This window comes from Larkinella sp. VNQ87 (assembly GCF_049445795.1).
Lineage (GTDB): Bacteria > Bacteroidota > Bacteroidia > Cytophagales > Spirosomataceae > Larkinella.
The window spans coordinates 38,717-57,912 of sequence record NZ_JBMSDT010000014.1 but is presented as its reverse complement, the minus strand read 5'-3'; the positions used below and the strand labels follow the sequence as shown (position 1 = coordinate 57,912).

Sequence of the window (19,196 nt, the reverse complement as noted above, 5' to 3'; positions counted from 1 at the left end):
GTTTCAAAACCGCAGGGCGTTACGCGTGTTGTCCCTGGTGGACGCCCTCGCGGATTTCCTCGATCATCTTGCGGTTAAACGCCGGGATGTCGTCCGGTTTTCGGCTCGTCACCAGTCCCTGATCGGTCACGACTTCCTGATCGACCCAGTTGGCCCCGGCATTGCGAAGGTCGGTTTGGATCGAGGGATAGGAGGTTAGTTTCCGGCCCTGCACCACGTCCGCTTCGATGAGCAGAATCGGGGCGTGACAAATCGCGGCTACCGGTTTGTGGTCTTCAAAGAAATGCCGGACAAACTCGACGGCCTTGGGCTCCATCCGCAGCTTGTCGGGGTTCAGAACGCCCCCGGGCAGCAGCAGGGCATCGTAGTCTTCCGGTTTAGCCTCATCCAGCGGCCGGTCGACTGGGAACGACTGGCCCCAGTCTTTCCTGTCCCAGCCTTTCACCTCACCGCTGTTGGGCGCAATCAAATGCGTTTCGGCTCCGGCTTCCTGCAGGGCTTTGCGGGGCTCGGTCATTTCCACCTGTTCAAATCCGTCGGTCAGCAGAATCGCCACTTTCTTTCCACTCAGTTTTTGCTGATTTTCCATGATTTCATTGAGAATTGGTTACGGAATAGTAACCGTGAAAACCGGAGAAGGTTTGCCGAAACCGATAGGACGTTTTTTGAAGATCAATTTTGTTGGCGGATGATTTATTTAAATAGCCTTTTTATCTCAAGCTTTTTTCTTCTAAAATTTATCATAACTTCTCTGAGTAGTAGGTTTATTTTCTCAAACAGATCTATCTTAAATAAGTTGTTTTTTATATAAATACTATCGCTCTTGTCTTTGTACCAGATTGTATAATTGTTTGCCTGTATCCAGCCTTCTATTTCTTTCATAAATGGATTTATATACAACTTTCCATGTGTCTCAATGGATAAAACTTTGGGCCTACTGATCATGTGCTTTAAAACGTACCATTCGCTACCTTCTATGTCGATACTTAACAGGTCAATAGTGCCGTCATCTATATCAGAAAACTTGCAGCATTCGACTTCAAAAAAAGAATTTTGCTCTTTTTTAAAATTGTCATTGATGATTGCCGGACTAGCTTTGAGGTCTGTAACAAAAGTGGAGGAGGCCGCTCTCGATAGCTTTAATTTGCCATGATAATCCCAGGTAGCGACTGGATAAATCGTAACGTTATACCCCTTGAAGTATCCCTTGATTTTCGGGATAATATCCAAATCTGCTTCAACTAGTGAAGCCCGGACACCTTCTTTTATGAAGTCTACGATGTTCGACGTTTCAGGTAAGTAAACACCTACTTCACACACGTGGTTAAACGTGCATAATTTACTTTTAAGCCTCTTGTAAAGTTCTTTCATGGTTAAAGACCTGCCTTTTTAAAATAAATTGAGGAAGAGAGGAGGAAGTGATTTATCCAAAGGCAGGTATTTCAAAAGCGGTTTTCGGTTAGATAACCCCGGGTGCAACCCGGGGCAACGGCTGGCATCCGGGCCACTCGGGCTTACCGGCCCGAGGTCGCCATCACCGGTGGCTGGAACAAAAAGTAGTCGTAAACCGCCCGACTCAAGTGCGCAATGGTCTGCTCCCGTTCGGCCAGCGGCTGGCTTGACGAGGTAATAAAAACCGTAATGGCAATGTGCCCCGCGTTGTCCGGCAAGGTAATGATGCCCACATCGTCAGTGGCGCTGGAGTTGAGCGAGCCGGTCTTGTGTGCCACGACGGTTTCCGGAGGTAAAAAGCCTTTGATCCGGGCCAGGCCACCCCGGCAGCGTTCCATGACGGCCAGCAGCAGATCGCGGCTTTCCGGTTTGAGGGCTTTTGCCTGGTAAATCTGGGTCAGCAGAGTGGTCATCGCTTCCGGGGTCGAGGTGTCGCGCGGGTCCTGTTCGAGTTTCAACGCGGCTGCCCGGCGCGACTCCGGCGTAGTGGCTTCTTCCAGTTTGGCATAAAAACCGGTTGTCCATTGATCTTCGGCGGGGAGCGTAACGCCCTGCAAATCGGCAATGAGCTGGATGATGGTGCGGTCGACCGACATGCCCTCAATGCCCAGCGCCTTCAACCGTTGTCGCACCGGTTCGGGGCCACCGACCAGCCGCAGCAGCAGATCCGTTGCCGAGTTGTCGCTGATGACCATCATCAGTTCCAGCAGGTTTTCGACCGAGAGCGAAACGCCGGGTTTGGCAAACAGGGTTTCCAGGGTGCCGCTGCCCGGATGCAGGTCCGACGGTTTCAGGTCGACCATCGTTCGCAGCGAGAGTTCGCCTTTTTCAATCTTAGAAAATAGCTCCACCGCAATGGCGACCTTGACCGTACTGGCCATTGGAAACCGCTCCTGCGGGTTCAGGCTGATCTGTTTACCCGACTCCAGGTGGACGGCGCACAAACCGACTTTGCCTTTGGCGAGCTTGGCGATGCGCTCCAGTTCCCGATTCAGTCGCTGGTCGACGACATTCGGAGCCGACTGCACCGCGACGGATTCGGGTTTGTTTTTTTTCGATTGACCAAAACCGGGTGTACCGATCAGGAGCGTCAGGCAGAGCAGCGAAGCCGCTGGATGGATGAAGTGGAAAAGGTTTTTCATAAAATCATTAAAGGAGAAGGCTACCCTATTGATAATGGGGTTGTGGTAGCTCCGTTCAAAAATCGAGTCTTTTCTCCCGCCCAGACGGCGGTTGTTCTTTTTTTATGATTAAAAAAATTCATTTGTGGCGACGAAAGAGGCAGAATATCCTTTGTTGACTAGCAAAAATTGCAAAATTTTAGATAAATGCTAAACTTGCTATGAGAATCTTTTCATTCATTTTCAAACCTAACCAATCGTGTACAAGCTATGAAGGAATTAGTACGATTTTACTTCGGAGTGGCCTTGTTTTTCTGTTCGTCCTTGGTCATGGCACAGCAGATTGAAGTCAGTGGCCGGGTTACTTCCGAAGGCGACAATGGAGCTTTGCCGGGCGTGAACGTTTCGGTAAAAGGAACCACAAACGGTACGCTGACCGACCCCGACGGTCGGTACGTCATCCGGGTCAATGGCAGCAATGCTGTCATGGTTTTTAGTTATATCGGTTTTGAAACCCAGGAGATACGGGTTGAAAACCGGCGAAGCATCAACGTTGTGCTGCGGCAGGATACCAAAATGCTGAATGAGGTAGTGGTGACCTCACTGGGCATTAGTCGGGAAAAGAAATCGCTGGGGTACGCGGCTCAGAACGTTAATTCGGAGGAACTGGTGCAAAACCGGCAGCCTAACCTGGTCAATGCTTTGCAGGGAAAAGTAGCCGGGGTGACCATCACGAGCACGGGTGGAGCGCCGGGCCAGGGTGCCCGGATTCTGATCCGGGGTATCAACTCCATCGACGTAACCCGCGACAACCAGCCGCTTTTTGTGGTCGATGGCGTGCTGTTTGATAACAGCACCTCGACCGGAACCACCAATTCGGGGGCCGAACTGCGGGGCATGTCGAACCGGGCGGCCGACATTAACCCGGATGACATTGAAACCATCAACATCCTGAAAGGCGGAGCGGCTACGGCTCTGTACGGGTTGCGCGGGGCCAACGGCGTGGTGGTCATTACAACCAAATCAGGCAAAACCGGCGCGTTGCGGGCCAGTTTCAACAGCACATTTGGGGTCGAAAATGTCAATAAATTCCCGGAAATTCAGGACAAATACACCATCGGATACTCGGGTGTTTATAATCCGCAGGACTTCTTTCCGTCGTGGGGCCCCACCGTCGAAGAAGCCATCAAGATTGACCCGACACATCCGAAAAAACTGTACAATCACTTCAAGGATGCGTACCAGACCGGTAAACAGTACCAGAACAACTTGTCATTTTCGGGTGGAAACGAGAAAATTACGTTTCTGTCATCCATCGGCCACCTGCGGCACGAGGGCGTCATTCCGTTTACGAACTTTAACAAACTGTCGGTTCGGCTGAATACGAACGTGAAATTCAGCGACAAGTTTACGACCAATGCCAACCTGAACTTCATCAATTCGGGCGGGGATCGCTACAATGCCGACCGCTACAACGAGAGCCTGAGTTACTGGTCGCCCCGGTACGATGTGCGCGACTACCTGCATCCGGACGGAACGTACAAAACCTATGGTAACGGCAACCCGATTTACGGAGCCATGACCAACAAACTGCGTGATAATGTAAACCGGCTGGTCGGCGGGTTGAATTTTGTGTATTCTCCCCTGAAATGGCTGACATTTAACTACCGCGCGGGGCTGGATACCTACTCGGACGACCGCAAACGCACGGCCCCCGGCCCGATGGGAATCGCCAACGAACGGCTGTACGAAGACAACGGACGCGGTTTTATCTACCAGTACCACACGAATTTCCGGGCCATTACCTCGACGTTTACGGCCAGTGCCAACACCAAATTTGGAGAGAGCCTGAATGCGACCCTGCGCCTGGGCCACGATCTGTACGATCGCCGTAGCCGCGGTTTTGGCGCGGAAGGTAACGAACTGACCGTGTACAACTACTTCGACCTGCGGAATGCCAAAACCATTACAACGACGCAGTCGGCGGAAGACTATCGGCTGATGGGGATTTTTGGCGAACTGACGATGGATTACAAAGACTTCCTGTTTCTGACGCTGACGGGAAGAAACGATATCACGTCCTCATTGCAGGCTCCCAACAACTCGTTCTTTTACCCGTCGGTAAGCCTGGGGTACGTCTTCTCGCAGCAGATGCAATTACCTTCGGCCATTACGATGGGAAAACTCCGGGCTTCGTACGCCCGCATTGGGAAAGATGCCGCACCGTATTCGACCGTGACGGGCTACTCGCCTTACACCAGCCTGCCGACCGGGACGACGGGCTTTACGCGCGGGGCGCTGCTGGGCGACCCGAATCTGCGTCCGGAATTTACGGACACCTTCGAGGGCGGTCTGGAGATGAGCTTCCTGAATAACCGGCTGGGTGTGGACTTTACCTATTATAACTCAGTCAGCAAGGATCAGATCATTCAGGTAGATGTAACGTCGTCGACCGGTTACGTCAAAGCGGCTATCAATTCCGGCTCGATGCGAAACCGGGGAATCGAGTTGATTCTGAGGGGAACGCCCATCCGCTCCGGCAAACTGAGCTGGGATGTAAACCTGAACTTCTCGGCCAACCGGAACAAAATCCTGAGCCTGCGCGAAGGGTTGACCGAAATCAACTATGCGACGCAGTTTGGTTATTCGAGTTCATCGGCTACGATGCGGCTGGTGCCGGGGTATGCCTACGGGAACCTGTACGGCCGAAGCTACAAGCGGTATTATGCCAACCCGGCCGACGAAGATCCGATGGTGCTCGATCGCGACCGGCCTATCGTGATCGGTGCCAACGGTTTTCCGGTGATCAATACGGCTCAGAAGATTCTGGGTAATTCACAACCCGACTGGATCGGAGGTTTGAACAACACGCTGCGGTACGGGAATCTGTCGTTGTCGGCTCTGTTCGATGCCCGGGTCGGTCAGGAGCGGTACAACCAGTTAGATAACTTCTTCTCGGCCTTCGGGATTGCCAAATACACCGAAGACCGCAACGATACGAAGGTGTTTGAAGGCGTGCTGGCGGACGGAACGCCAAATACCAAAGCCGTGTGGCTGGGTCAGGGTGTTGGACCGGATGGCGTGAATTACACGAACGGTTTTTACCGGAACGTTCACCGGGGCGTGACCGAAAACTTCATCGAAGATGCTTCGTGGGTGCGGTTGCGGTCGGTAAGCCTGGCGTACAACCTGCCTGCTTCCCTGCTGAAAAACACGTTCATCAAAAACGTGCGGGTGAGTGCCACGGGTAACAACCTGGCCCTCTGGACCAAGTATTCCGGCTATGACCCCGAAACGAGTTCGACCAACAGCGGTAGCAACGTCGATGGGTTTACCGGGTTTACGTATCCGGCCGTGCGGAGCTTCCTGTTTACGCTGAACGTTGATTTTTAAGTAACCTTTTTATTCGTAGCGCCTTATGAAATTGATCCATAAACTGATTATTCCGGTATTCACGCTGCTGCTCGTCGGCCTGGGCGGATGCAAGGATTATTTTGACCTGAACGAAAACCCGAACCTGATCGGGAACCCACCGCTGCCGTCGTTGCTGACGACGACGACTCAGAAAACCGCGCTGAACTCGCAGCGGGTTGCTAACTTTACGTCTTACTTCGTGCAGTATCTGGCTAGTCCGGGCGCGGGTGGTTCGACGGACACGTACCAGAATACCGACTATACCGCAACCTGGGACGCGGTGTATTACGGGATGGCCGATTTGTACGACCTGAAGAAAAAAGCCCAGGAGCAGGGCGCTTCCGAATACGTCGGGGTCGCCAACGTGATGCTATCGTACCACCTCAACCTGATCGCTGATGCGTTCGGCGCGGCACCCTATTCCGATGCGTTTACGGGTACCACGCTGACGCCGAAATACGATTCGGAAGAGACGTTATACAACACCGCGCTGACGCTGCTCAACGAGGGCATTGCCGAACTGGCCAAAACTGATTCCAAAGCGAAAATCCTGGATGCCGCCAGCAGCGATTTGATTCATAAGGGGAGCGTAGCCGCCTGGATCAAAACCGCCTACGCCCTGAAAGCCCGGATGCTCAACAAGGTTTCGAAGCAGAGCACCTACAAACCGGCCGATGTGCTGGATGCGGTATCGAAATCGTATACCTCGAACGCCGATGACGCCCAGATGTCGACCTTCCTGCTCCGAAATCCGTGGGCAGCGGTGGCCCGCAACAACGCGGCTTTGGTGCTCGATGGCTGGCTTTCTGATCAATTTGTGAATCACCTGAACGGGACGACCTACGGCCTAGTAGACCCCCGGATCGAAAAGATTACAGATAAAACCGTCAATAACGATTACAAGGGAACCCGCAACGGGCAAGGTAACGTAGGGGGCAACAACACCGTGAAAGACGAAAGCTACATATCACTGAATTCTCCGCTGACCGGTGATGCCTCCCCCTTGCTGATCGTAACCAATGCCGAAATGCGGTTTGTGGAAGCCGAAGCAGCTTTCCGCTCAGGCAACCGGGAACGGGCTTATACGGCGTATCTGGCCGGGATCCGGGCCAACATGGACAAGTACGGGGTGGCCGCAGCCGCCCGCGATGCCTATCTGGCCAATCCGGCGGTGGCAGTCGGCTCGGCGGCCCTGACGCTCGATCTGATTTTCAAGGAGAAATACGTCGCCACGTACCTGAATCCGGAAGCCTGGAATGATGCCCGTCGGTACAATTACCAATACAAAGGATTCCGGTTACCGCTGAATGCCGCACTGCCGACCTTCATCCGCCGGGCTGCGTACCCGAACGGCGAGACGACCAAAAACGGCGCGAACGTTCCGGCCGAAGTGCCGCTGTCTACGCCCCTTTGGTGGGATAAATAGTATCCACGGACCGCCGGGCGGCCCCGTTTAGTCCGTGTGAGTTAGTATCAACTTCCGGACATATTAGCTCACACGGACTAAACGGGGCCGCCCGGCGGTCCGTGGGTACTTTTTTGGACAGAAGTCGTTTTCTTTGCGGTCGCAAATTGAACCATCTGTCATGCTCCACCGTGTTGTTGTTACCGGCCTGGGCGCGTTTACGCCCCTCGGTCCCGATATTCCTACCTTCTGGCAAAATGTGGTCGAAGGGCGATCTCATGTCGCCCCGATCACCCGATTCGACGCTTCGCTGTACCGAACCCGGTTTGCCGCCGAAATTGCCGGGTTTGACCCGGCGCAGTACCTCTCCCGCGCCGATATCAAGCGCACCGATCGCTTTACGCAATACGCCCTGATTGCCGCCGAACAGGCCATCCACGATGCCGGTTTTGACCTGACAACGATGGACCCGTTTGACGTGGGTGTCATCTGGGCGTCGGGCCAGGGTGGAACCGAAACGCTCGAAGAACAGACCACCGAGTTTGCGCAGGGCGACGGCCATCCCCGGTTTAGTCCGTTTCTGGTGCCCAAAGTGCTGGTGAACCTGGCGTCGGGCATGATCTCGATTCGGCACGGGTTTATGGGCATTAACTACACGCCGGTTTCAGCCTGCGCGAGTTCCAATTCGGCGCTCATGGATGCGTTCAATTACATTCGGCTCGGGAAAGCGAAAATCATCGTCAGCGGTGGCTGCGACGCGGCCATCACGCCCTCGTCGTTCGGCGGGTACTGCGCCATGAAAGCCATGTCGACCCGCAACGACGATCCGGCCACGGCTTCCCGGCCGTTCGATGTCGAACGCGACGGTTTTGTGATGGGCGAGGGGGCCGGGGCCCTCATTCTGGAAGAATACGAACACGCCAAAGCGCGCGGAGCGACGATCTACGGCGAAATGGTCGGTGCGGCCATGACCGGCGACGCCTACCACATTACGGCCACACACCCCGAAGGCATCGGCGCGACCCGGGCCATGCAACTGGCCTTGGCCGAAGCCCGGCTGAACATCGAAGAACTTGATTATCTGAATGCCCACGCCACCTCGACGCCGGTGGGCGACTTGTCGGAAATGAAGGCGGTAGCCCAACTGACCGGTCATCGGAAAACCGGCTTGCACATCAGCGCGACCAAATCCATCACGGGGCATTTGATGGGCGGGGCCGGAGCGATTGAAGCAATCATCGGGATTCTGGCGATGCGCGACAACGTAATTCCGCCGACGATCAACACCACCGAGCGGGACCCGGCTATTCCGGAAAGCCTGAGCATTGTGTTCGGAGACGCGTTGCAAAAACCGGTGAATACCGTCATGAGCAACACCTTCGGATTCGGCGGGCATAATGGTATTGTGGTTTTTCGGAAAATCTAGCGGTCGTTTGGCAAAACCGCTTACCTTTGCGGCACAACTTTAGGGGTGTCAGTCCAAAACCGGGCTGACTGAGAGGATACCCTCATCACCTGATGCAGTTCGTACTGCCGTAGGGAAAAGTTACCGCAAGGCTACTCGCCCTCCTCTAAAGTTGCTGTTTATTAACCTGTTAACAGCAACATGATTCCAACACCACACGCCGTCTGGGCCGATATTGAACGCATTCGGGCGCAGGCTCCACTTATCCACAACATCACCAATTTCGTGGTCATGAACAACACGGCCAACGCGCTGCTGGCCCTGGGTGCTTCGCCCGCGATGGTTCATGCCCCGGAGGAAGTCGAAGACTTCGTGTCCATTTCCAGCGCCCTGGTGGTCAACATCGGAACGCTGGATGCCACCTTCGTCGCCGGGATGAAGCTCGCCATGCGCCGGGCGAAAGACCTGGGCAAACCGATTGTGTTTGACCCGGTGGGCGTGGGTGCCACGGCGTTCCGAAACCGGGTGAGCCGGGAACTGCTGACGCTGGCGGCTCCGAATATCATCCGGGGCAATGCCTCCGAAATCATGGCCTTGGCGGGGCTGGATGCCCAAACGAAGGGCGTCGATAGCCTGTTCGGCTCGGAGGCCGCCGTCGAAGCCGCCCGCCGACTGAGCCGGGCGTGGGGTTCTGTAGTCGTCGTCAGCGGAGCCACCGATTACATTATCCGGCACGACCAAACCGCAACCATTGCCAACGGCCATCCGTTGATGACGAAAGTGACCGGCATGGGATGCACCGCTACGGCGTTGACCGGCGCGTTTGCCGCCACCAACCCGGATTATTTTCAGGCAGCTACGCATGCGATGGCGGTTATGGGCATTGCCGGAGAAAGGGCCGTCGGAAAACAGGCGGCACCCGGTAGTTTGCAGCTTAACTTCCTGGATGCCCTCTACCACCTGACCGAAGCAGACATCACCGAACGGCTAAACTCAGCAGGAGCATGAGCAATCTGTATCTGGTGACCGACAGCGAAATTTGTGCACAGGCCGGGCATACGGTTTCGCAGGTCGTTGAGGAAGCCTGCCGGGCCGGGGTGCGGTGGGTGCAGTTGCGGGAGAAAACCGTAACGACCCACGCCTTTATCGAACTTGGCTTTGAAGTTCGGCAAATTACGCAGGCTTATGGGGCCAAACTGATCGTCAACGACCGGGTCGATGTGGCCCTGGCGGTTGATGCCGACGGTGTTCACGTCGGGCAGGACGATATGCCGCCCGCGTTGGTTCGGCAACTGATCGGGCCGGGAAAGGTCATCGGGCTATCGATAAACAGTTTGCTCGAACTACAACTTGCCCGCGAGGTCGAGGTGGATTACCTGGGCGTCGCGACCATCTTTCCGACCGGCACCAAACAAGATACATCCAGCTTATTGGGACTGAGCGGTTTGCGGGAAATTTGCCAGCAGACGAAGCTCCCGACGTTTGCCATCGGAGGGATCAACGCCAGCAACATTCGGGATGTCATCCGGGCCGGAGCCACCGGAGCCGCCGTCGTCTCGGCCATCTGTGGGCATCCGAACCCGTACGAAGCCAGCAAGGAACTGATTCAACTAGCGATAACATGAAAACCTACGCACGGGCGTTGACCATCGCCGGTTCCGACAGCGGGGGCGGGGCCGGAATTCAGGCCGATTTAAAAACGTTTGCGGCCCTGGGCTGTTACGGCATGTCGGTTTTGACGGCCCTGACGGCTCAGAATACGCAGGCCGTTACCGGTATTTTCCCGGTTTCACCCGCCTTTATTGCCGAACAACTCAAGGCGGTTTTGAGCGATATTGGCGTCGATGCCGTGAAAATCGGGATGTTGCATTCACCGGACGTGATTCAGCAAGTCGCCAAAACGGTCACCGAGTTTGGCGTCACGAATATTGTCCTCGATCCGGTAATGGTTGCTAAAAGCGGGGATAAATTGTTGCAGGACGAAGCCATCGAGGCCCTCAAATCCTGTCTGTTACCAATTGCGTCGGTCATTACACCGAACCTGCCCGAAACCGGTGCGCTGCTGGGCCGACCGGTTGAAACCCCGGCCGACATGGAGCAAGCCGCCCGCGAACTGAGCCGGTTTTGCCCGGGCGCGATTCTGGTCAAAGGTGGTCATTTGGCAACGGAAGAAAGCGCCGACCTGCTGCGGCTTCCGACGGGCGAACACCATTGGTTCTCAACAAAACGCATTACAACGGAAAACTCCCACGGCACGGGCTGCACCCTGTCGTCGGCCATTGCAGCCGGTTTAGCAAAAGGCTTGCCGGTGGTCGAAGCGGTTTCGGCGGCCAAAAACTACCTGACGCTGGCGCTTCAGGCCGGGGCGGTTTATCGACTGGGGCAGGGGCACGGCCCGGTTCACCATTTTTTCAATGTTTGGCAGTAGTAATACCATGACCTTCACCGAAACACTCTGGCAGGACATTCGACCGATTTATCAGGCAATTTTGGAACACGGTTTTGTGGAAGAATTGACGGACGGGAGCCTGGCGACGCCTACGTTTCAGTACTACATCCAGCAGGATGCACTCTACCTGGCCGATTTCAGCCGGGCACTGAGTCAACTGGCGGCCCGGTCGGTGGATCCGGATGACATGCTGCAATTCACCGACTTTGCCCGGAACGCTATTCTGGTGGAGCGGGCCTTGCATGAGACCTATTTTTCGCTGTACAAGATTGCGCCCGAAACGGCGAAAATGCCCGCCTGTTTTGCCTACACGAATTACCTGCTGGCGACGACTTCGCTGCAACCGCTCGCGGTGGGGGCCGCTGTTGTGCTGCCCTGTTTCTGGATTTACCGGGAGGTTGGGAAGGTAATCTACCAGCGGGCCGTTCCGGAAAACCCGTACCGGGCCTGGATCGACACCTACGCGGGCGATGCCTTTGATCAGTCCGTCACGGCGATGTTGAACCTGACCAACCGGTTGGCCGCCCAGGCCAGCCCGACCGAACAGGCCGCCATGCGCGAAGCGTTCCGCGTATCGAGCCGGCTGGAGTGGTACTTCTGGAACGACGCCTACACCCAAAACCGCTGGCTGGTGTAAAGAGAAAGCGAAAGAGTCATTTAACCGATTGACTCAAGATTCATCCAGAATGGCTGCGGCCAGGGCGTTGACAGTTTCCCAGGAAAACGGCAACCATTGACCGCTGTTGTCGTCGTAGACTTCCGTGGCGGCTTCGCAGGGAAACAGCTTGTAATCAAATTTGGGGTAATTACTGACCAGATAACCGGGGTAGTAATAGTGCTTTTGATGAAGCCGGGCGTAGTTGATTTTCTGGAGCATCAGGTACTTGCCGAGGCTATGCTTGCGGTAGTCGGGATGGTAAAAGTTCATGATACCGGCCAGTGTGTGTAAACCATTGTCGAAAATACCGACGGCAATCAACCGGTCGCCGTCCCGGACTTCAACGGCGTACGTATCGAAAACGGTGTAAGTGAGGCCATTGAACAGCCAGTTTTCGACGGATTCGGGGGCTTCGAAATCAACGGAACTTTTGTAGATGGCATACAACGCTTCCGCTTCTTCCGTAAGCTGAAACGGTTTTACGGTTACCGAAAAGGCCTCGTTGCGCCGTAACAATGCGCGTTGCTTGCTGCCATAGTCAACGGCTGGCAGCACCACCCGCAGCCAGTGAACGGGGTAAATCCGGTCATCGTACACCAGGTAGCGGCACGTAAACAGATTCTGATGCATCCGAAAATACCCCAGGCTCAGGTACAAATCCAACTGACTTCCTCTCATCGTCGGTGAGTACGTTGTGACGCTTCGCGGACGTTATTGCGGTTTTGAAAACCGGGCCCCGAACAGAAAGATAACGGCATAACAAATAATGGGCAGGTAATAGGCTTTAGCTACGTCATAGTCGGCCACGGCACCCATTGCAAACGGGAAAAAAGCACCCCCGCAGACGCTCATTGAAATAAACGACGAAGCCTGCTGCGTATGGCGCCCCAGATTTTTTAGCCCCAGACTGAAAATCGTCGGGAACATGATGCTAAAAAAGAAATTGAGCATGAGCAAGGCGATGAACGACGGCCAGCCCCAGCTTTGGGCCACGATGAGGCACATCACGATGTTGCTGGCGGCAAAGATAGCCAGCAGGCTACTCGGTGAGATAAACCGCATCAGAAACGTTCCGACAAACCGCCCGGCCAGCATCAGGGCCATAAAAATGACCATGTAATTTCCGGCGGTGGCATCGGAAAATCCCATTTTCTCGTGTCCGTAATTGATAAAAAATGCCCAGGTACCGCCTTGAGCGGCCACGTTGAAAAATTGCGCGATGACTGCCCAGACGAAATGCCGGTGCTGGAAAAGACCTTTACCCGGTTCGCTATCGATGTTGGCCGCATCCGGGTCGGATGAGCTGTGCGGGTCGGTCAGGGCCGGAACTTTAACCAGCGAGAACAAAACCGCAATGCCGGCAATGACGCTGCCGATGGCGATGTACAGCATCTTAACCGAGGTCAGGTCCGTGCTGCCTTCGGTATTGTTTCGGAGCAAAAAGTACGATCCGATGGCGGGGCCCATGATGGCACCGAGGGCATTGAAGGCCTGGGCAAAGTTGATGCGCTGGTCACTGGTGCGCTGGTCGCCGAGCGAAGCCACGAACGGGTGGGCAACGGTTTCGAGTGTCGACAGGCCGCAGCCCAGAATAAACAGCGCCAGTCCAAAATAGGTAAAGGATGCCGCATTAGCTGCGGGTACGAACAGGAAGGCTCCGGTGGCAAAGAGTCCTAAACCGAGCAGAACGCCGTTTTTATAGCCAAACCGCTTCATGAACAAACCGGCCGGAATCCCCATCACGAAATAAGCCCCGAAAATGGCGAATTGCACGAAAGCCGACTGCGTTTTGGTCAGGCTTAAAACATGCTGAAAATGTTTGTTCAGGACATCGCCCATTGTGATGGCAATCCCCCAGAACATAAAGAGAGAAGTAACGAATACCAGCGTAATGAGGTATTTGGATTCAGTGAAAGCCGCTGGCTTTCGGGTACTTACGGTCGATTGCATGGGTAAAGGATTGGTTAATCAATTCATCACGGTTAGCCACGGGCTAAATTGTTCTGACAAGGTAACGCTTAATTTTAATTTGATAAAGTCCCATGAAAAAAGCCAGCCTTTTCGGGGCTGGCTTCGGATGAACCGGGGAACGCTTCTATTTTTCGTGTTTGAACACTTTTACCATGTAGACGCTTTCCTGAATTTTTTTGATCTGCTCTTTCCGGGAGAGTTTGGCAAGGCCGTTCTTGCGGCTCATCCGGATCGAGTTGTTCTTAAGCGAATCCGTCGGGATCGCCGAAATGGCCCGGAACAGGTAGTCGGTTTTGATGGCGAAGGTCGCGCCCTCCGTCGAGGTTTGTTTCCCGCTGATGATCCCGATGACGTTGCCTTTCTCGTCGAGCAGCGGCCCGCCCGAGTTTCCGGGGTTGACGCTGATGGCGACCTGGTAAGCGGTCGAATCGCCCCGGTAGCCGGTTTTCGAACTCAGGTAGCCTTCGCCGTAGACAATCTCTTCGCGCGGGAAGCCCAGCGTAAAGACGCGTTCGCCGAGGTCCGACGGACCGGCTTCGAAGCCGTAGGGCAAGGCGATTTTTACCCGAAAGGCACTGTCGTCGCGCACCTGCAAAATGGCTAGATCGTATTTCTGGTCGGTGTACACGACTTTGGCTTTGTAAATATCGCCCTTCGTGCTCTGGATATAAACCGAGTCGGCATCCTGCACGATGTGGGTATTGGTAACCAGAAACCCATCCGGCGACAGCAAAAATCCGGAACCGGCTACCTGTCCGGGGTTGATCTGCAAGGCGCGTTCGCGGGCGTTCAGATCCTGCAAAATGGCATTTTGTGAGCGTCGGATGGCCTGCAAATCCCGGCGCATCATGCTGTATTGTTCCTGCTGTTTATGGCTCGACTGGTATTGCCGGATCAGCATCAGCGTGCCGAAGGTCGTGATCAGCGCCACCGAAGCGGCCACGGCCAGAATAGGCCGGTACGTTTGCCAGAACTGCCGGATGGGGCCGGTTTTGCGGTGCAACGGCCGGACGCCGGATTCTTGCGTGGCGGCTTCCTGCATGGCATCCATGTCCAGACGAGCATGAATCTGATTCAGCCGCTTGCGGAAATCGGTACGCTGACCGTATTGTTGCATCGCCTGCGCCAACTGCTGCTGTTCGCGGGCGCGCTGGGCCAGGACCGGGTCTGACCGACGAAGGGATTCAAATTCAACCCGCTCGGCTTCCGTCAGCTCGTTGCGCAGCCATTTGTCAATCCAATCGGTGAATTTCTGGTGGTCGATCATGGTACTTACTCTTCTTTATAGACAGAAAAGAACAACCGTTTCAGCCGCATCAGGCATTTGTATTTCTGCGTTTTGGCATTATCGGCGTTCGTATACCCAAACTTTTCGGTAATGTCCTGCATCGACAGGTGGCGGATGTAAAAATCCTCCAGCAATGTCCGGCAGGGTTCTCCCAGGCGGTCGAGCGAATCGGCCATCAGGTCGAACTGGCGGTCGCGGGCTTCGTGTCCGGCCAGATCCTCGTCGACATTGGCAATGTCTTCGGTATCCAGCAAGGTCACTCCGCTACGGCTTCGGGCGGATAGATGCTTAAGCCAGAGCCGCCGACTGACTGAATAGAGATACGTTTTTAACTGGCAATGCAGTTCCAGAGAACCCGTCGTTACTTTTTCGTACAGGACGATCAGCGTTTCCTGGTAAATATCTTTGGCATCGTCGTTGGTGCCGTTGTTATTCAAAATCAGGTGGAGCACCATTGGAAAATACCGTCGGTATAATTCCTCCAAGAGTGTATCCGAACCGTCGGCTAAGCCCGCAAGCAATTGGTCGTCAGATAAATGCGAACGGCTCGATTCTGTCATTGTCTCCTTGCTACTTAATACGATTCCGGGTCAAATGTAACCCAAAAATAATTTTTAATTTTTTCGAAAAAAGATGGGTTACCTAACGGGCTTTCCGGTATTAAGGGTGAAATCAATTAAACATAAACTGACTACTCTCATGAAACGTATTGTTAAATCTGTATTGTTCGTTGCAACGATGGTTTCTTTGGCGGCTGCCTGCCAATCGAAAAAAGCTGAAGATGCAACGTCAACGACTGACTCAACGGCAATGTCTTCAGATTCATCTACGATGATGTCTGACACGACGATGGCATCAGACAGCATGTCTGCTGACTCTGCTCAGTAAGCATCTCTTCGTATAACGAGCGAAAGCCGGCCAGCAATGGCTGGCTTTTGTCTTTTTTACCATTTTGAGAGACTTGCCATTCAAATTTAGTAGGTCTGTTTATTCGTATTTATCTAGACTAAAAAAAAATAATCTTAAGTACCCTTTGTTTATTTAGAAATAGTCTAATTAATTTGTACTTAGATTTTCATCAAGTACTATGAAACGATTTGGCCTGATTCTATTTATCTGTCTGGGTGGTCTCACCGGTTTTGCCCATGGTTCCTCAAAGCCGGAACGGATTGTTGCTCTGAATGGCACGTTGACAGAAATTCTCTGCGAATTGGGGCTGCAGAATCAAATCGTCGGCGTCGATGTAACGAGTACGTACCCAACGGCCATAGCCAGCGTGCCGAAGGTTGGCCACAACCGGAACATCGGAGCTGAAGCGGTTTTGGCGCTGCGCCCCACGGTTATTCTGGCGGTTCGGCAAAACGGTAGCCTGGACCTCAAACCGGAAGTGCTGCAGCAATTCAAAAGCGCCGGGGTCAAGACCTTGATTTTCGATCAGGAGACCAGCGTGGCGGGTACCAAAAAGCTGATTGGCGAGATAGCGCATGCCTTCGGGGCCTCTGCTAAAGCTACTGCGCTTGTCCGTAAACTGGACGCCGACCTGTCCAAAGTCCGGAAACCGGCTAAAGCGTCGAAAGTATTGTTCATCTACGCCCGGGGAACGGGCACCATGATGGTGTCGGGCCGCAATACACCGATTGAAAAAATTGTCCAGTTAGCGGGCGCTCAGAATGCCTTCAACGATTTTGAAAACTTTAAACCGCTGACGCCGGAAGCCCTGGTCGCCGGTAATCCGGATGTGATTCTACTCTTTACGACCGGTCTGGAAAGCCTGGGCGGCATAGACGGACTCCTGAAGGTGCAGGGCGTAGCCCAGACAAACGCCGGACGCAACCGCCGGGTGATTGAAATGGACGGCCAGTTGCTGACCGGTTTTGGCCCCCGGCTGGGGCTGGCCGTTCAGGAACTGAGCCGCAAACTGAATCCGGAAGTAAGTCTCAAAAACTAACTATTATTGATCAACAATGATACCGGCCAACGTCCAGCAACCGCCCATCTCCGTGCGTCCTCCGCACCCGGTCCGGACGGAATCCTACCGTTCGCGGGCCTGGTGGCTTAACAGTCTGCTGGTCGTGCTGTTGCTGGCTGTAATGGTCTGGTCGGTGGGCATCGGGGCGGTTTCGATTCCGGTTCCGGATGTGCTGGCGATTTTATTCGGGCAACTGGGCTGGGAAACCGGCGTCGTGGAACCCCAGCAGGAGACGGTTCTGACCATTATTCGCTTGCCACGGGTGTTGCTGGGCGTACTCGTCGGGGCGGTGTTGGGCATTTCGGGGGCCGCCATTCAAGGGTTGTTTCGGAACCCGCTGGCCGATCCGGGTTTGATTGGTATTTCATCCGGCGCGTCGGTGGTGGCAGTGTTGATGATTGTGCTGCAACTGAAGGTGTTTCAGGAATTATCCTCGCTTTCGGGCCTATATGCCTTATCGTTAGCGGCTTTTGCCGGTGCTGTCGGAACAACCTTGCTGGTGTATTCGCTGGCCCGCCGACACGGTCAAACGGTGGTTTCAACGATGTTGCTGGTCGGAATTGCCATCAACGTGCTGTGTGAAGCCTTGCGCGGACTGATGATGTACCTGGCCGATGAAGCCCAGCTTCGGGCCATTTCATACTGGAGTCTGGGAAGCCTGGGCGGGGCAAGTTGGGACGTGTTGCAGGTTGCTACGCCGTTTCTGCTGGTGCCCATTCTGCTGATGCCGCGCTTGAGCAAATCCATGAACGCCTTTGCGCTGGGCGAAAGCCAGGCCGGGCATCTGGGCGTCGATGTGTCAGCATTAAAACGGAACGTCATCATTCTGGCAACGATGGGTGTGGGGGTGGCAGTGGCTGTTTCGGGGGTGATCGGTTTTATCGGGTTGGTCATTCCGCACCTGATTCGACTAATAGCCGGGGCTAACCACCGGACGGTGTTGCCCGCTTCGGCCCTGCTGGGTGCTATCGTCCTGACCTTGTCCGACCTCGTGGCCCGCACCATCGTCGCCCCGGCTGAACTCCCGCTGGGCATCATTACAGGCATGATCGGCGCACCGACTTTCCTGTTCCTGCTGTTGCGGAGAGTAAGGTAGTACCCACGGAATTTAGTCCGTGTGAGCTTCCATGCTCGAGTAGTTGGTATTAACCCAACGGTATACTGGCTCACACGGACTAAAGTCCGTGGGTACTGCCTTAGACCTCAAACGATAAAAAAATGCTTGAAGCACAACATATTACGTATCAGGTCGGTCGAAAAAGGCTGCTGGATGATGTTTCGCTGAGCGTCAGGCCGGGCGAGCTGGTGGCCGTCGTCGGCGCGAACGGTGCCGGAAAATCGACGCTGCTGAAAACGCTGAGCCGTGATTTGGTGCCGACACAAGGGACGGTTTTGCTCGATCAGAAACCGGTTGGGCGGTTTCCGGCCCCGGAGCTGGCCCGTCGCCGGGCTGTCCTGGCGCAGCAGAATCCGTTGGCTTTCGACTTCAGCGTGTACGAACTGGTGATGATGGGCCGGTATCCGCATTTTGAAGGGCATCCGCGTCCGGACGATCTGGCGGTTGTCGACTACGCTTTGGAGCGCACCGGAATTAGCCACCTGGCCGGACGGGCGGTGCCGACCTTATCGGGCGGGGAACAGCAGCGGGTTCATCTGGCTAAAATCCTGGCGCAATTGATGAGCTACGAGGAAATGGCGCATCCCCAGCTACGTATTCGAATCCCAAAATACTGGCTGCTCGACGAACCCACGACGGGGTTAGACCTGTACTACCAGCATAGCCTGCTCGATGTAGCCAGTGAACTGACCCGGCGGGGCTACGGTGTGTTGGCAATCCTGCACGACCTGAACCTGGTGATGCAATACGCCGATACCGTGCTGTTGCTGAAAGAGGGTCGGACGCTGGCGTTTGGAAAACCGACGGATGTGCTGACAGCGGATTCCATTTTCGACGCTTTTCAATTAACCGTTCAACTCATTCACCAGCCGGAACTCGATTGCCCCCTGATCGTCTACACCCGGCCGACGATTCCTGTTCCCTTAACCACTCCTCTTTAGCTCCCC

Annotated in this window: 18 protein-coding genes and 1 riboswitch; of the genes, 11 read left to right on the top strand and 7 right to left on the bottom strand. The window is 54.6% G+C overall.

The annotated features are described in order from the left end of the window. Positions 1–19: 19 nt before the first annotated feature. The 3 genes from ACO2Q8_RS22775 to bla all read right to left on the bottom strand — a co-directional run bounded on the left by ACO2Q8_RS22775 (position 20) and on the right by bla (position 2,594). Positions 20–589, bottom strand: coding sequence for a type 1 glutamine amidotransferase domain-containing protein (locus tag ACO2Q8_RS22775; protein ID WP_423347174.1), 570 nt, complete (start codon positions 587–589; stop codon positions 20–22). A 104-nt stretch (positions 590–693) separates the two neighbouring features. Beyond that, positions 694–1,371 carry an FkbM family methyltransferase gene (locus ACO2Q8_RS22770; RefSeq protein WP_423347173.1) on the bottom strand — a complete coding sequence of 226 codons (678 nt, stop codon included), beginning with the start codon at positions 1,369–1,371 and terminating at the stop codon, positions 694–696. 143 nt (positions 1,372–1,514) lie between these two features. Next, positions 1,515–2,594, bottom strand: a complete 1,080-nt coding sequence (bla, locus tag ACO2Q8_RS22765) for a class A beta-lactamase (RefSeq protein WP_423347172.1) — start codon at positions 2,592–2,594, stop codon at positions 1,515–1,517. Positions 2,595–2,843: 249 nt separating this feature from the next. Here bla and ACO2Q8_RS22760 point away from each other — a divergent pair, with 249 nt between their 5' ends. The 7 genes from ACO2Q8_RS22760 to ACO2Q8_RS22730 all read left to right on the top strand — a co-directional run bounded on the left by ACO2Q8_RS22760 (position 2,844) and on the right by ACO2Q8_RS22730 (position 11,883). Continuing rightward, positions 2,844–5,966, top strand: a complete 3,123-nt coding sequence (locus ACO2Q8_RS22760) for a SusC/RagA family TonB-linked outer membrane protein (protein WP_423347171.1) — start codon at positions 2,844–2,846, stop codon at positions 5,964–5,966. Positions 5,967–5,991: 25 nt separating this feature from the next. Further along, positions 5,992–7,413, top strand: a complete 1,422-nt coding sequence (locus ACO2Q8_RS22755) for a SusD/RagB family nutrient-binding outer membrane lipoprotein (RefSeq protein WP_423347170.1) — start codon at positions 5,992–5,994, stop codon at positions 7,411–7,413. Positions 7,414–7,573: 160 nt separating this feature from the next. Continuing rightward, complete coding sequence (fabF, locus tag ACO2Q8_RS22750; RefSeq protein WP_423347169.1) at positions 7,574–8,818, top strand: beta-ketoacyl-ACP synthase II; 1,245 nt, start codon at positions 7,574–7,576, stop codon at positions 8,816–8,818. A 31-nt stretch (positions 8,819–8,849) separates the two neighbouring features. Then, a riboswitch (TPP riboswitch) is annotated at positions 8,850–8,951 on the top strand. A gap of 47 nt (positions 8,952–8,998) precedes the next feature. After that, complete coding sequence (gene thiM, locus ACO2Q8_RS22745) at positions 8,999–9,805, top strand: hydroxyethylthiazole kinase (protein WP_423347168.1); 807 nt, start codon at positions 8,999–9,001, stop codon at positions 9,803–9,805. Next, entirely contained in the window at positions 9,802–10,422 is a 621-nt protein-coding gene (gene thiE / locus ACO2Q8_RS22740) for a thiamine phosphate synthase (protein WP_423347167.1), read from the top strand. The genes thiM and thiE overlap by 4 nt, the downstream gene beginning before the upstream one ends. Further along, positions 10,419–11,225 carry a bifunctional hydroxymethylpyrimidine kinase/phosphomethylpyrimidine kinase gene (thiD, locus tag ACO2Q8_RS22735; RefSeq protein ID WP_423347166.1) on the top strand — a complete coding sequence of 269 codons (807 nt, stop codon included), beginning with the start codon at positions 10,419–10,421 and terminating at the stop codon, positions 11,223–11,225. The genes thiE and thiD overlap by 4 nt, the downstream gene beginning before the upstream one ends. A gap of 7 nt (positions 11,226–11,232) precedes the next feature. Next, complete coding sequence (locus ACO2Q8_RS22730) at positions 11,233–11,883, top strand: TenA family protein (protein ID WP_423347165.1); 651 nt, start codon at positions 11,233–11,235, stop codon at positions 11,881–11,883. 33 nt (positions 11,884–11,916) lie between these two features. Here ACO2Q8_RS22730 and ACO2Q8_RS22725 read toward each other — a convergent pair whose 3' ends face one another. The 4 genes from ACO2Q8_RS22725 to ACO2Q8_RS22710 all read right to left on the bottom strand — a co-directional run bounded on the left by ACO2Q8_RS22725 (position 11,917) and on the right by ACO2Q8_RS22710 (position 15,723). After that, entirely contained in the window at positions 11,917–12,582 is a 666-nt protein-coding gene (locus ACO2Q8_RS22725; protein WP_423347164.1) for an arginine-tRNA-protein transferase, read from the bottom strand. A gap of 33 nt (positions 12,583–12,615) precedes the next feature. After that, positions 12,616–13,854, bottom strand: coding sequence for a sugar MFS transporter (locus tag ACO2Q8_RS22720; protein ID WP_423347163.1), 1,239 nt, complete (start codon positions 13,852–13,854; stop codon positions 12,616–12,618). A 145-nt stretch (positions 13,855–13,999) separates the two neighbouring features. Next, a complete protein-coding gene (locus tag ACO2Q8_RS22715; RefSeq protein WP_423347162.1) occupies positions 14,000–15,142 on the bottom strand; it encodes a S1C family serine protease in 1,143 nt (380 codons plus the stop codon). Positions 15,143–15,147: 5 nt separating this feature from the next. Beyond that, complete coding sequence (locus ACO2Q8_RS22710; protein ID WP_423347161.1) at positions 15,148–15,723, bottom strand: RNA polymerase sigma factor; 576 nt, start codon at positions 15,721–15,723, stop codon at positions 15,148–15,150. A 139-nt stretch (positions 15,724–15,862) separates the two neighbouring features. Here ACO2Q8_RS22710 and ACO2Q8_RS22705 point away from each other — a divergent pair, with 139 nt between their 5' ends. The 4 genes from ACO2Q8_RS22705 to ACO2Q8_RS22690 all read left to right on the top strand — a co-directional run bounded on the left by ACO2Q8_RS22705 (position 15,863) and on the right by ACO2Q8_RS22690 (position 19,190). Further along, positions 15,863–16,051, top strand: a complete 189-nt coding sequence (locus ACO2Q8_RS22705) for a hypothetical protein (RefSeq protein WP_423347160.1) — start codon at positions 15,863–15,865, stop codon at positions 16,049–16,051. Positions 16,052–16,250: 199 nt separating this feature from the next. After that, complete coding sequence (locus tag ACO2Q8_RS22700) at positions 16,251–17,111, top strand: heme/hemin ABC transporter substrate-binding protein (protein WP_423347159.1); 861 nt, start codon at positions 16,251–16,253, stop codon at positions 17,109–17,111. A gap of 16 nt (positions 17,112–17,127) precedes the next feature. Continuing rightward, complete coding sequence (locus tag ACO2Q8_RS22695; RefSeq protein ID WP_423347158.1) at positions 17,128–18,228, top strand: FecCD family ABC transporter permease; 1,101 nt, start codon at positions 17,128–17,130, stop codon at positions 18,226–18,228. Positions 18,229–18,350: 122 nt separating this feature from the next. After that, positions 18,351–19,190, top strand: coding sequence for a heme ABC transporter ATP-binding protein (locus tag ACO2Q8_RS22690; RefSeq protein ID WP_423347157.1), 840 nt, complete (start codon positions 18,351–18,353; stop codon positions 19,188–19,190). Positions 19,191–19,196: the final 6 nt, after the last annotated feature.

Bases quoted from the DNA above. Each gene is read 5' to 3' on its own strand.
- ACO2Q8_RS22695 (WP_423347158.1), top strand. From the start codon at position 17,128: ATGATACCGGCCAACGTCCAGCAACCGCCCATCTCCGTGCGTCCTCCG.
- thiD (WP_423347166.1), top strand. From the start codon at position 10,419: ATGAAAACCTACGCACGGGCGTTGACCATCGCCGGTTCCGACAGCGGG.
- ACO2Q8_RS22705 (WP_423347160.1), top strand. From the start codon at position 15,863: ATGAAACGTATTGTTAAATCTGTATTGTTCGTTGCAACGATGGTTTCT.
- ACO2Q8_RS22755 (WP_423347170.1), top strand. From the start codon at position 5,992: ATGAAATTGATCCATAAACTGATTATTCCGGTATTCACGCTGCTGCTC.
- bla (WP_423347172.1), bottom strand. From the start codon at position 2,594: ATGAAAAACCTTTTCCACTTCATCCATCCAGCGGCTTCGCTGCTCTGC.
- ACO2Q8_RS22720 (WP_423347163.1), bottom strand. From the start codon at position 13,854: ATGCAATCGACCGTAAGTACCCGAAAGCCAGCGGCTTTCACTGAATCC.
- ACO2Q8_RS22715 (WP_423347162.1), bottom strand. From the start codon at position 15,142: ATGATCGACCACCAGAAATTCACCGATTGGATTGACAAATGGCTGCGC.
- thiE (WP_423347167.1), top strand. From the start codon at position 9,802: ATGAGCAATCTGTATCTGGTGACCGACAGCGAAATTTGTGCACAGGCC.
- ACO2Q8_RS22775 (WP_423347174.1), bottom strand. From the start codon at position 589: ATGGAAAATCAGCAAAAACTGAGTGGAAAGAAAGTGGCGATTCTGCTG.
- ACO2Q8_RS22770 (WP_423347173.1), bottom strand. From the start codon at position 1,371: ATGAAAGAACTTTACAAGAGGCTTAAAAGTAAATTATGCACGTTTAAC.
- thiM (WP_423347168.1), top strand. From the start codon at position 8,999: ATGATTCCAACACCACACGCCGTCTGGGCCGATATTGAACGCATTCGG.
- ACO2Q8_RS22690 (WP_423347157.1), top strand. From the start codon at position 18,351: ATGCTTGAAGCACAACATATTACGTATCAGGTCGGTCGAAAAAGGCTG.
- ACO2Q8_RS22710 (WP_423347161.1), bottom strand. From the start codon at position 15,723: ATGACAGAATCGAGCCGTTCGCATTTATCTGACGACCAATTGCTTGCG.
- ACO2Q8_RS22760 (WP_423347171.1), top strand. From the start codon at position 2,844: ATGAAGGAATTAGTACGATTTTACTTCGGAGTGGCCTTGTTTTTCTGT.
- ACO2Q8_RS22725 (WP_423347164.1), bottom strand. From the start codon at position 12,582: ATGAGAGGAAGTCAGTTGGATTTGTACCTGAGCCTGGGGTATTTTCGG.
- ACO2Q8_RS22730 (WP_423347165.1), top strand. From the start codon at position 11,233: ATGACCTTCACCGAAACACTCTGGCAGGACATTCGACCGATTTATCAG.
- ACO2Q8_RS22700 (WP_423347159.1), top strand. From the start codon at position 16,251: ATGAAACGATTTGGCCTGATTCTATTTATCTGTCTGGGTGGTCTCACC.
- fabF (WP_423347169.1), top strand. From the start codon at position 7,574: ATGCTCCACCGTGTTGTTGTTACCGGCCTGGGCGCGTTTACGCCCCTC.